The following is an 11545-nucleotide window of genomic DNA, read 5'->3' as shown; positions in this document are numbered from 1 at the left end:
TTATTCCTTTCCTTCCTGCCATACAAGATTTCCTTCAAAAAATGTTGCTATTGGCCAGCCCGCAAGCTTCCGGCCTGTAAATGGCGTGTTTTTTCCTTTAGATAAGAACGACTCAGGGTCGACTTCTTTTACTGTTTCAAGGTCAATAACCGTTATATCTGCCGCAGCACCTTCTTCCAAACGGCCGAATGGTAGATTGAAAGTGTTTGAAGGGATGATTGTCATCCAGTCAACGAGCTGTTTTAATGAAATGACTTTCTTTTGAACGAGCTCTGTATATAAAAGCGGGAATGCTGTTTCAAATCCCGTAATGCCAAATGGCGCTTTTTGAATGCCGGCTGCTTTTTCTTCGGCTGTATGCGGCGCATGATCCGTTGCAATAAAATCAATGGTGCCGTCAAGCAGTCCTTCGATTAAAGCGGCTCTATCTTCCTCCCCGCGCAAAGGCGGGTTCATTTTGAAGTTTGGATCCTGACCTGGAATATCGAGTTCAGTTAACACGAGGTGATGCGGTGTTACTTCTCCCGTTACACGGATACCTGCCTTTTTCGCATCCCGTATAACGCGGACCGATTCTTTCGTACTGACGTGGCATACATGGTAATGGCAGCCTGTGTTTTCAGCAAGCAATACATCCCGGGCAATCTGAACGGATTCGCAAATGGACGGAATTCCCGGAATGCCTTCACGTTTTGAGAATTCCCCTTCGTGAACCGCTCCTCCATAAATCAGGCTGTTATCTTCACAGTGCGCAACGATGGGCATGTCGATCGATGCAGCTTGTTTCATCGCATCATGCATCATACCTGCTTCTTGAACGCCAACGCCGTCATCTGTAAAAGCAAATGCACCGTTATCTTTTAAAACGGAAAAGTCGACGAGTTCTTTTCCAGCCTGACGAATTGTAATCGAAGTATATGGCAAAACGCGTACGTGTGCTTTTTCATCAATTAAGCTGTTCACTTTTTGCAGATTTTCTTTTGTATCTGGTACAGGACGGGTATTTGGCATTGCTGCAATCGTTGTAAAACCGCCTTTTGCCGCAGCCAATGTACCTGAGTCAATCGTTTCTTTATGCTCGCCGCCCGGCTCACGCAAATGAACATGTAAATCAACAAACCCTGGTACTACGAGATTTCCTCCTGCATCGATTACTTCTTCTGTTGATGCAGCAAGTTCCACTCCAATTTCAGCAATTTTGCCATCTTGAATGCGAAGATCTGCTTTGCTTAATTCCCCGTTATCAGTTAAAACCTGTGCATTTTTAATTAACCAGTTCATTTGCCAATCTCCCTTCAAGTACCCCTTTTAGTACGGCCATCCGAACGAACACGCCATTTTCCATCTGCTTAAATATACGCGAACGCCGGCATTCCACGAGGTTGTCTGCAATCTCTGCGTCACGGTTTACCGGCGCCGGGTGCATAATAATGCTCCCCTCTTTCATCCGGCTTTCCCGCTCTTCTGTCAGTCCGTAACGAATGTGGTATTCTTCTTTTGTCATTGATGAAGCAACCTGGTGGCGCTCATGTTGAATACGGAGCAGCATTAATGCATCAACCTGTTCAACTAATTCATCGATTTCCACAAATCCCCCCGAATTCAGGAAATCTTCTTCAAACCATTCCGGCGGTCCTGAAAATTTAACATCCGCTCCTAGTCGCCTGAGCGCTTCTGCATTTGACCGTGCTACCCGGCTATGGCGGATATCACCGACTATGCCTATTTTCAACCCATCAAATGAACTAAACTCCTGTTGAATCGTCAACAGATCTAGAAGACATTGTGTCGGGTGCTGTCCACATCCATCACCGGCGTTTATAACAGGAATATCGATATGGCCGACAAGCTCGTCGTAATATGCATCCTCTTCGTGCCGAACAACTACCGCATTAACCCCGATTGCTTCAAGCGTCCGCACTGTATCATACAACGTTTCCCCTTTTAATACACTTGAGCTTCCGACATCAAACGGGATGACATCCAATCCCAATTTTCGTTCGGCCATTTCAAAGCTTGTTTTTGTTCTTGTACTCGCTTCAAAAAATAAATTTGCGACAAACAACTTCTCATCCGGCGACCAGCTTTCACCTTCCGCAAATTTTTGTGCCTGCATTAATATTAACAAAATTTCATCTTTATTCAAATCCCTAATTGAAACTAAATTTTTCATTATCGATTTCCGCCTCCGTTTTCATGAAAAAAACACCCTTGCAAAAAGGGTGTTTTTTCGTCTATACAGCATAACGAAGCTGTACTGCACAAGCGTGCAGACCGATTTCACCCTTAAATGCCTCTCGTGCACTCTTAAAAGGTTTTCAATGTTCATTAAGTCTCACAGGACTCTTACTCTAACATTCATTTTTATTCATATATACTCACACGGTCAAACTCATCTACTTCTTCTAGTTTGACAACAATTCGTTCACTTTTCGCCGAGGGGATATTTTTCCCGATGTAATCCGCCCGAATCGGCAGTTCCCGGTGGCCTCTGTCAACAAGTGCTGCCATTTGAATATGTGAAGGGCGGCCTATATCCATGATTGCATCCATCGCTGCCCGCACAGTCCGCCCTGTGTACAACACATCATCCACTAAAACAACCGTCTTTCCATTCAAATCGACCGGGATGACTGATCCTTTGACTTCTGGCTCATGGCTTTTCGTTTTAACAGTCAGATCATCACGATAAAGTGTTATATCAAGCTCTCCAACAGGAATTTGCTGTCCTTCAATTTGATAAATGCGTTCCGCCAGCCTCTTTGCAACATATATGCCTCGGGTTTTAATTCCGATTAATACACAGTTTTCAATTCCTTTATTTCGTTCAATGATTTCATGAGCAACTCTCGTAAGAGCACGGCGTATCGCCTGCTGATCGAGCACAACTGCTTTTTCCATGAAAAAAGCCTCCTCACCCGATTTGGTGAGAAGGCACACTGGTTCCATAACAAGCAGATACACGTATCCCGCATATCCTGTATAGCATCCGATCCCTTCCCAGCCTCACGGGACTGTTCTTTAAAGGTTCTTATTCAACTGCATTCAGTTTACCCATTAAAAAGCCGAATGTCAAATGTTTTTCTTCAGTTCAAAGATAAGGTCTTCGAATTCTTTCGGAGCGGGTGCTTCAAACTCCACATACTCACCCGTACGGGGGTGAACAAAGCCGAGCACTCCTGCATGGAGTGCCTGTCCGTCAATATTAAGCGTTTTTCTCGGCCCATATTTCGGGTCTCCTGCCAGCGGGAAACCGATATATTTCATATGAACGCGAATTTGATGAGTCCGTCCTGTTTCAAGTTCACATTCAACAAGCGTGAAGTCATGGAATCGTTCGATGACATGAAAATGCGTGACGGCCACTTTCCCATGATCAATGACAGCCATTTTTTGGCGGTCTTTCGTATCGCGGCCAATTGGTGCATCTATTGTGCCAAAATCATGTTGAATAACCCCGTGCACAATCGCTTTGTATTTTCTCGTTACTGATTTTTCTACAAGTTGATTTACAAGCTTTTCATGAGCCAGGTCATTTTTTGCAACCATTAAAAGTCCGGACGTGTCTTTATCAATGCGGTGGACAATTCCAGGACGCATGACGCCGTTAATCCCTGATAAATCCTTACAGTGAAACAGCAAGCCGTTTACAAGTGTACCGGTCACGTGGCCCGGTGCCGGATGCACAACCATGCCCCGTGGTTTGTTAACTACGATGACGTCCGCATCTTCATAATACACATCAAGATTCAAGTCTTCCGCTTCAATTTGTAATTCTTCCGGTTCTGGAATGTGAATGACAACTTCATCGCCTGAAGCCGCTTTATAGTTTGGCTTCACCGGTTTATCATTCACGAGAACCCGGCCTTCCTTTAACCATTCCTGCACTTGTGTACGGGAAAACTGTTCATCCTGTGCTGCAGCCAATTTATCTATACGGCTTCCATTTTCTTCTTCCTTAACAGTAAACTGTATCTTTTCCATCCTATTCCTTCTTTCCTTTTCGGTCTTCAATAAACATTGCGCCAAACAATAACAGGACACCTATCGTCAATGCTGCGTCGGCAATATTGAAGATAGGGAAATGATACCCCAGAATAAACGTTTGTACAAAATCAACAACTTCACCGCGAAACAGCCGGTCAATAAAATTACCAATCGCACCGCCAAGCAATATAGCCAAAGACGTCTTCATTAAAGGTTTCCCTTTTGCCTCTGTCTGCATGAAATAAATAATGGCTACGACGACGACAACCGTAATAATATAAAAAAGCCAAAATTGCCCTTCCAGCATTCCCCATGCTGCTCCTCTGTTCCGGTGTGATGTTATATGCAGCAAATCATCGATCACTTTCACGCTCTCGCCAATTTCCATTGACGCCACGATCAGCCATTTTGTCCACTGGTCTAGTAAAATGACCAACAGCGTTAATATATAATACATACATTTCCTCCTATCCGCCGGATTACGGTGAAAAGAGGTTAGCGGTCTTCTGCTAACCTCTTTTCCCTATCCTTTAGTTTAGTTCTGGATAATGCTCAGACACAACTGTCGCACAACGTGGGCAAAGTGTAGGATGCGCCGGAACCTGTCCAACTTCTTTCGATACCGTCCAGCAGCGCTCACATGTTTCCCCTGCTGCTTTTTCAACGACAACGGAAGCTGTGTCAAGGTTGACCGCATTGTCAGGTGCATCAGCTTTTGAACCCGCCACTTCAAATCCGGATACGATAAACAGCTGCTTTACATCTTCTTTAATCGATGCAAGAAGTTCTGTCACGTCATTGTCAGCATATAGACGTATATGTGCTGTCAACGATTTGCCGATCGTTTTTTCGTTGCGCGCTTCTTCTAACGCTTTTAACACATCGTCGCGAACAGCCATAAATGACGTCCATTTTTCTTTCAATTTGTCCGCACCGGGAATTTCTTTATACTCTGGCATATCTGTCAACTGTACATATTGCTCTGTTGCTCCCGGCACTTCAACCCATACTTCATCAGCCGTGTGAGGGAGAATTGGAGACAATAGCTTGGCAAGAGCCGTTAACGTTTCATAAAGAACGGTTTGAATGGCACGCCTGTCTTCATTGTTTTCAGCTTCAATGTAAAGTACGTCTTTTGTGAAATCCAAATAGAACGAACTTAAATCGACTGTACAGAAATTATTGATCGCGTGATAAATCGCGGCAAATTCATAGTTTTCATAATGATTGCGAACATTTTTAATTAATTCATTTAATTTGATCATCATAAATTGATCCACTTCACGCAAGTTTTCATAATTTACAGCGTGCTTTGATGGAGCAAAACCATCTAAGTTTCCAAGCAGGAAGCGGAATGTGTTCCGAATTTTGCGGTAAACTTCTGCAACCTGTTTTAAAATCGCATCAGATACGCGCACGTCTGACTGGAAGTCAACGGATGCAACCCATAGACGTAAAATATCGGCACCAAGCTGCTCCATTACTTTTGCAGGCACAATGGTGTTCCCAAGTGACTTACTCATTTTACGCCCTTCACCGTCAAGTGCAAACCCATGGCTGAGTACACCTTTATAAGGTGCTTTACCTGTAACCGCAACACCTGTGATAAGTGAGGAGTTAAACCATCCACGATATTGATCGGAACCTTCTAGATAAAGATCTGCAGGCCGCTGGCAATCATCCCGTGTTTCCAATACTGCTTGATGAGAGGAACCGGAATCAAACCAAACATCCATAATGTCATTTTCTTTCGTAAATTCACCATTCGGGCTGCCAGGATGAGTGAATCCTTCAGGTAACAGGTCTTTTGTTTCACGCTTAAACCAAATGTTTGAACCGTGCTCGCGGAACAATTCTGATACGTGTGAAATTGTCTCATCTGTAATGATCGCTTCTCCGTTTTCCGCATAAAATACCGGAATCGGAACACCCCAGGCACGCTGGCGGGAAATACACCAGTCGCCACGGTCACGAATCATATTATACAGGCGTGTTTCACCCCATGCCGGTACCCATTTTGTTTCGTTAACCGCTTCTAACAGCTCCGCTCGGAATGTATCGATTGATGCAAACCATTGCGCTGTCGCACGGTAAATAACCGGTTTTTTCGTCCGCCAGTCGTGTGGATAGGAGTGAGTAATGAATTCCAACTTGAGAAGTGCGCCCACTTCTTGCAGCTTTTCTGTGATGGCTTTATTTGCCTTATCATAGAAAAGACCTTCAAAACCAGGTGCTTCTTCCGTCATAACACCACGGTCATTTACCGGACAAAGAACGTCAAGACCGTATTTTTTGCCGACGATAAAGTCATCTTCCCCGTGTCCTGGAGCGGTGTGAACGGCACCTGTACCAGAATCCGTCGTAACGTGTTCACCGAGCATGACGAGAGAATCACGACCGTAAATTGGATGAGCAGCAAGAATATTTTCAAGCTCTTCCCCTTTTACTACTTTTTCTGTCGTGAACTGGTCCCAGCCAACTTTCTGAGCCACTTCTTCAAGAAGCGCTTCAGCGACAACGTATCGTTCACCATTTGCATTCACTACTGAATAAGATAAATTCGGATGGACGGCGATACCAAGGTTTGCTGGAATTGTCCACGGCGTTGTCGTCCAAATAATAATCTTTGTTCCTTCTTCAAGAACGCCATTTCCTTTTTTCACATCGAACGCGACATAAATAGACGCTGACTTCTTATCCTGATATTCAATTTCTGCTTCCGCAAGTGCTGATTCAGATGAAGGAGACCAGTAAACTGGTTTCAATCCTTTATAAATATATCCTTTTTTCGCCATTTCGCCGAATACTTTAATTTGCTCAGCTTCATATTCCGGTTTTAACGTAATATATGGATTTTCCCAGTCACCGCGGACACCAAGTCGTTTAAATTGAGTACGCTGGCTGTCTATTTGTTTGTAGGCATATTCTTCGCAAAGCTGACGGAATTCAGCAATCGTCATTTCTTTTCGGTTTACACCCGAGTTCGTCAATGCTTGCTCTATCGGCAGACCGTGTGTATCCCATCCTGGTACATACGGCGCATAATAGCCGCTCATTGATTTGAAACGTACAATAAAATCCTTTAAAATTTTATTAAGCGCATGACCGATATGGATATCGCCGTTCGCGTATGGAGGTCCATCATGTAAAACAAACATCGGGCGGTCTTTCGTACGTTTTAAGACCTGCTTATAAATTTCTGCGTCATTCCATGTCTTTTGCATGTCCGGTTCACGTTTTGGCAAATTGCCGCGCATCGGAAACTCAGTTTTCGGCATTAACAATGTATCTTTGTAGTTCATATATAATCTCCTTTTTATTTAGTAAAAAACAAAAAAACCTCTCACATCCCTATAAAAGGGACGGAAAGGTTTCCGCGGTACCACCCTGATTGACAGCTCATTCGCTGCCCGCTCATCATCCGTAACGTGGATGAGCCGCTTTTCGCTATTGATTATTCACGAAAAGCACTCAAGGGTGATCTTCCGTTTACCGTCAGACGCCGGGCTTTCACCATCCCCGGTTCGCTTTTCGACTGATCATGTATACGTACTGTCCCCGTCATCGTTTTTTCTTATTAATTGAATGATTTCATTATAAAAATGAACGGGTCATCCGTCAAGTTTACATGTCCTCTTCGCTCATTTCCTCGAGTTCATTCGTATCAACTTCAAAATCCATCAACGCATCCCAATCCTCATTGTTCAAAAGATCAAGCTGTGCTTCCATTAACATTTTGAAACGAGTCCGGAATACTTTTGACTGCTTTTTCAGTTCTTCAATTTCCACAGCAATTCTTCTGGCTTTTGAAAGCGATTCTTCAACAATCCGATCGGCATTTTTCTCCGCTTCCCGTATAAGCAATTTCGATTCTTTCAAAGCATTTCGCTTTACATCTTCTGCTGTTTCTTGGGCAATAACGATTGATTTGTTTAACGTTTCTTCAATATTTGAAAAATAGTTGAGCCGCTCCGTCTGCGAAGCAAGCTGTGATTCAAGTTCTTTTTTTTCACGAATAATTAGTTCGTAATCCTTAATAATTTGATTTAAATAATCATTTACTTCATCTTCATCATATCCGCGAAAAGAACGGCCAAATTCTTTTTTATGTATGTCCAATGGCGTTAAGGGCATACACCCACCTCCAAACCATAACATTTATCACTATTTTACATTATAAAGGTTTTTCGCACTTTTGTGGGAAAATCCCTTCATTTTCACAAAATTATTTCAAAATACCCAGAGTCATTCGCCATTTTTCTTTTTTTGTCTTTCCATCAATCGATAATATTTTCAACCGTCCAATGCCGCGGACAGATAAAACATCTTGTTCTGCACATTCAAATGATGGATTTTCAACCGCTTTCCAGTTTACCTTTACTGCGCCCCCTTTTATAAGCTGCTGTGATTTCTGTCTCGACATTGCCGGCAGCGAACCAATAATCGCATCCAATCGTGTAGAAGAAACGGTAACTGACTGTTCACGCCACTCTTCTATTGTATGAATTGCTTCTTGTAATGGCTTCTCCACAAGCTTTACTGGTGTCTTGCCAACGTGATCAAAGTGCATGTGCATATAATTAGCAGTTTCTTTCGCAACAAACAGCTGAAAACAGCTGCCATCAGTAATGATATCGCCAAACTTTTCCCGTTTTACTCCAAGCCCCATTATACTTCCCAGAATCTGCGAATGGCTGATTGTAGAGAATTTATCAGGATAATTGATCTCGTATAAAATAATGCCATAATCCTCTGCATCCGGTTCGAAATAGTCCGGGTGTATAAGGGCGCGCTGCCGTTCTGAATCTGCTGTACCGCCAAAGAAAGAAACGCAGACCTCTTCATCCGACCCAACGACAGCTCGAATAATTTGACGTTCTCTCGGGTCGAGGAAACCTGTCATTTTTGGCGCGTACATTTCCATCACCTGCTGTTTCCATTCAGCTACTTTATCTATAAACTCTTTTTCCTCGGGCCGGAAATGCTGGTAAATTCCATTCAACATCTTTACCTCTTACAGCCATACCTTCAGCTGATACAATCCTGTTTCTGCAAGACGCAATACGATTAACGCTACAATAGGTGAAATATCAAACATTCCGATTGACGGTACGAAACGGCGGAACGGTTCGAGATATGGTTCACAAATATTCGTTAAAAAGCGTCCAATCGTTGTTTGACGGGCGTCCGGAAACCAGGACATTAAAATGTAAACAATCAGCGCCCATGAATAAAGATTCATCGCACTGGCTAAAAAATTAATAATAGTATCCATTCGACTTATTGCCACCCCGTTTTATCATGGTCATTATCGTTAAACTGTGTAATACTTCCAGTAATTTCTACATTTTCTGGTGCACAAAAGAAAATTTTATCACCAATTTGCTGCATTTCCCCGCCAATTGCGTACACTGTACCACCAAGAAAATCGACAATCCGGCGTGCCTGATCTGTTTGAATGCGCTGCAAATTAACGACGACCGCTTTTTTTGCTTTTAAATGATCAGAGATTTCCTGTGCTTCAGCATACATACGCGGTTCAGACATAATCACCTTTGCAGGCTTTTGTGCGCTTTTTAAGCTAACGACATTCTTTTTATGCACAGCAGGAGACTGACTTTCTTCTTCATATGTGTCTTCATCAACCATGTCATAGTCTTCTTCGTCTAAAAGAAAAAATGATTTAAATTTCGATTTTACTCCCATGGTTCCACCTCTGCTTTCATTCTTTACCGACAAGCGCTGTGCCAATTCGGATCATTGTGGCTCCTTCTTCAATTGCTATTTCAAAGTCGTTGCTCATCCCCATAGAAAGCTCTGTACAGGGTGCATATGGCAACTTTAGTGCCTGTACATATTTTTGGTACTCCGCCAGCTTACGAAAGCAGGATCGGAGTACATCTTTATCCTCAGTAAATGGCGCCATCGTCATTAAACCGCATATCCGTATATTTTCATACCCAGAGAGCGACTTAATGAATGGGATAACCTCATCCGGTTCTAATCCATGCTTGGACTCTTCGCCGGACACATTCACTTGAACAAAACAATTCACCTTACGACTTGCGCGCCGGTCAATTTCTTTCGCCAGCGATTCACGATCCAGCGAATGGATGTAATCAACTTTATCAATGACTGATTTCACTTTTCTCGTCTGCATCGTACCGATAAAATGCCAAACTGCTCGGTCACCTATTCTTTCATATTTCCCGTTTAGACCTTCATCACGGTTTTCCCCAAGATCAAGGATTCCAGCTTCAACAGCTTCTTCTGCCCGTTCATTCGAGACATACTTCGTTACAGCTATCACTTTAATATCATCAGGGTTTCTTCCTGCCCGAATGGCTGCTTCCTGTATTTGTGTTTTAATTTTTGCTAAATTATCACTGACTTTCATACTTTCATTCCTTCCAGCCGATAAAACTTATCATTCTTCCTGTATCACCATTGTCGCGTCGATGTGAAAAAAAATCAGAAGAACAGCTTGTGCAAAGACGCGTCACCTGGATATTTTCCTCCGGGATGCCTGCTTTTATAAAAAGGTCCCGGTTAAACGTCTGCAGTGAAAAATAAAATGTACACGGCTCATTTGATACCGGTAAAAATGATTTCATCTCATCCTTGCCGTACCACTTAATAGCTTCATCAATAACCGATTTTCCCACTTTATAACAATCGCCACATATAGATGGACCAATAACGACATGAATATCTTCCATCCGGCTGCCCTCTTCTTTCCACTTTTCAATCATAGCAGGTCCAATACCCCCGACAGATCCCTTCCATCCGGCATGAGCTGCTCCGATTCTCAACGATTTGTTGTCATAAAAATAAAGGGGAACGCAATCGGCATAACATAGCGTCAATAAAATGCCCGAATCATTGGTGTATAGACCGTCTGTTGACGAAAAAGCACTGTCATAATCTAGCGCACCGCGTCCACTGTCTTTTTTTGTGACATGCTCAATGTGTATTCCATGCGTCTGTTCGCAGCCAACCCAATTATCGGCTGTAATTCCAGCCTGCTCCCCAACCATAATCCTGTTTTTCTGAACACCGGCCAGGTCATCTTTCACATGAAAGGCCATATTTAAACCATTAAATCTGCCGAATCCGCCTTCTTTTGACGTGAATCCTGCTGTTAAGCCTGGCGCTTCTTTTTCCCAGCGGTCAATAAAATATAAACCGTTTTTTGATTTTTTGAAAGGTTCTGTCATATCAATCTCCCGCGTATTTTCCTCTAGTGTACCACACCGAAGCATTTTTCGTCACCGTTCATCTTTAACGGTTGTTTTTTCACCGTGGCGAACTAAAATGACGTCCCCTCCAATTTTCACAATATTTATCCACGGAATCACAATTTCTTCTTCTTTACCAAATAACCCGAATTTTTTTCCACTTTGTTCAATAATCAATGCAGATATCGCTCCTGTTCCGCTGTTTAGTTCAATATCCGTAAGTCTTCCAAGTTTTTTGCCGTCTGTAACATTGACAATATCTTTTAATTGAAAGTCAGAAATGCGCATGATGAAGCCTCCTTTTTACATATGTATGTAGA

13 protein-coding genes and 1 other annotated feature are annotated in these 11545 nt (G+C 42.9%); all 13 genes read right to left on the bottom strand.

All coding sequences use genetic code 11. The features are described 5' to 3' along the window. Entirely contained in the window at window positions 1-1281 is a 1281-nt protein-coding gene (locus BTO28_RS00390; protein ID WP_076762894.1) for a dihydroorotase, read from the bottom strand. Then, on the bottom strand, window positions 1265-2173 hold the full coding sequence (locus tag BTO28_RS00385; protein WP_076762892.1) for an aspartate carbamoyltransferase catalytic subunit: 909 nt from the start codon (window positions 2171-2173) through the stop codon (window positions 1265-1267). Before BTO28_RS00385 ends, BTO28_RS00390 begins: the two co-directional genes overlap by 17 nt. 191 nt (window positions 2174-2364) lie before the next feature. Beyond that, window positions 2365-2901: a bifunctional pyr operon transcriptional regulator/uracil phosphoribosyltransferase PyrR gene (pyrR, locus tag BTO28_RS00380; RefSeq protein ID WP_076762891.1), complete on the bottom strand. Its 537-nt coding sequence runs from the start codon at window positions 2899-2901 to the stop codon at window positions 2365-2367. 171 nt (window positions 2902-3072) lie between these two features. Continuing rightward, window positions 3073-3984 carry an RluA family pseudouridine synthase gene (locus BTO28_RS00375; RefSeq protein WP_076762889.1) on the bottom strand — a complete coding sequence of 304 codons (912 nt, stop codon included), beginning with the start codon at window positions 3982-3984 and terminating at the stop codon, window positions 3073-3075. Window position 3985: 1 nt separating this feature from the next. Continuing rightward, entirely contained in the window at window positions 3986-4444 is a 459-nt protein-coding gene (gene lspA / locus BTO28_RS00370) for a signal peptidase II (protein WP_076762887.1), read from the bottom strand. A gap of 73 nt (window positions 4445-4517) precedes the next feature. Then, window positions 4518-7289 carry an isoleucine--tRNA ligase gene (gene ileS, locus BTO28_RS00365; protein WP_076762886.1) on the bottom strand — a complete coding sequence of 924 codons (2772 nt, stop codon included), beginning with the start codon at window positions 7287-7289 and terminating at the stop codon, window positions 4518-4520. 53 nt (window positions 7290-7342) lie between these two features. Next, window positions 7343-7561, bottom strand: a binding site (T-box leader). 50 nt (window positions 7562-7611) lie between these two features. Then, entirely contained in the window at window positions 7612-8121 is a 510-nt protein-coding gene (locus tag BTO28_RS00360) for a DivIVA domain-containing protein (protein WP_076762884.1), read from the bottom strand. 91 nt (window positions 8122-8212) lie between these two features. Further along, a complete protein-coding gene (locus tag BTO28_RS00355; protein ID WP_198936723.1) occupies window positions 8213-8989 on the bottom strand; it encodes a YlmH family RNA-binding protein in 777 nt (258 codons plus the stop codon). 12 nt (window positions 8990-9001) lie between these two features. Continuing rightward, window positions 9002-9262 carry a YggT family protein gene (locus BTO28_RS00350; protein ID WP_076762881.1) on the bottom strand — a complete coding sequence of 87 codons (261 nt, stop codon included), beginning with the start codon at window positions 9260-9262 and terminating at the stop codon, window positions 9002-9004. A 5-nt stretch (window positions 9263-9267) separates the two neighbouring features. Continuing rightward, complete coding sequence (locus tag BTO28_RS00345) at window positions 9268-9693, bottom strand: cell division protein SepF (protein ID WP_076762879.1); 426 nt, start codon at window positions 9691-9693, stop codon at window positions 9268-9270. 16 nt (window positions 9694-9709) lie between these two features. Continuing rightward, window positions 9710-10384, bottom strand: coding sequence for a YggS family pyridoxal phosphate-dependent enzyme (locus BTO28_RS00340; protein ID WP_076762877.1), 675 nt, complete (start codon window positions 10382-10384; stop codon window positions 9710-9712). A gap of 4 nt (window positions 10385-10388) precedes the next feature. After that, window positions 10389-11204, bottom strand: a complete 816-nt coding sequence (gene pgeF, locus BTO28_RS00335; protein WP_076762876.1) for a peptidoglycan editing factor PgeF — start codon at window positions 11202-11204, stop codon at window positions 10389-10391. Between the two features lie 51 nt (window positions 11205-11255). Then, window positions 11256-11513 carry a YlmC/YmxH family sporulation protein gene (locus BTO28_RS00330; protein WP_198936722.1) on the bottom strand — a complete coding sequence of 86 codons (258 nt, stop codon included), beginning with the start codon at window positions 11511-11513 and terminating at the stop codon, window positions 11256-11258. Between the last annotated feature and the right edge of the window lie 32 nt (window positions 11514-11545).

The sequence above is a fragment of the Domibacillus epiphyticus genome, assembly GCF_001975785.1.
Taxonomy (GTDB): Bacteria; Bacillota; Bacilli; order Bacillales; family Domibacillaceae; genus Domibacillus; species Domibacillus epiphyticus.
The sequence above is the reverse complement of the archived record's forward strand: the minus strand, read 5'-3'. Positions and strand labels throughout refer to the sequence as shown.

Bases quoted from the DNA above. Each gene is read 5' to 3' on its own strand.
- BTO28_RS00390 (WP_076762894.1), bottom strand. From the start codon at position 1,281: ATGAACTGGTTAATTAAAAATGCACAGGTTTTAACTGATAACGGGGAA.
- BTO28_RS00385 (WP_076762892.1), bottom strand. From the start codon at position 2,173: ATGAAAAATTTAGTTTCAATTAGGGATTTGAATAAAGATGAAATTTTG.
- pyrR (WP_076762891.1), bottom strand. From the start codon at position 2,901: ATGGAAAAAGCAGTTGTGCTCGATCAGCAGGCGATACGCCGTGCTCTT.
- BTO28_RS00375 (WP_076762889.1), bottom strand. From the start codon at position 3,984: ATGGAAAAGATACAGTTTACTGTTAAGGAAGAAGAAAATGGAAGCCGT.
- lspA (WP_076762887.1), bottom strand. From the start codon at position 4,444: ATGTATTATATATTAACGCTGTTGGTCATTTTACTAGACCAGTGGACA.
- ileS (WP_076762886.1), bottom strand. From the start codon at position 7,289: ATGAACTACAAAGATACATTGTTAATGCCGAAAACTGAGTTTCCGATG.
- BTO28_RS00360 (WP_076762884.1), bottom strand. From the start codon at position 8,121: ATGCCCTTAACGCCATTGGACATACATAAAAAAGAATTTGGCCGTTCT.
- BTO28_RS00350 (WP_076762881.1), bottom strand. From the start codon at position 9,262: ATGGATACTATTATTAATTTTTTAGCCAGTGCGATGAATCTTTATTCA.
- BTO28_RS00345 (WP_076762879.1), bottom strand. From the start codon at position 9,693: ATGGGAGTAAAATCGAAATTTAAATCATTTTTTCTTTTAGACGAAGAA.
- BTO28_RS00340 (WP_076762877.1), bottom strand. From the start codon at position 10,384: ATGAAAGTCAGTGATAATTTAGCAAAAATTAAAACACAAATACAGGAA.
- pgeF (WP_076762876.1), bottom strand. From the start codon at position 11,204: ATGACAGAACCTTTCAAAAAATCAAAAAACGGTTTATATTTTATTGAC.
- BTO28_RS00330 (WP_198936722.1), bottom strand. From the start codon at position 11,513: ATGCGCATTTCTGACTTTCAATTAAAAGATATTGTCAATGTTACAGAC.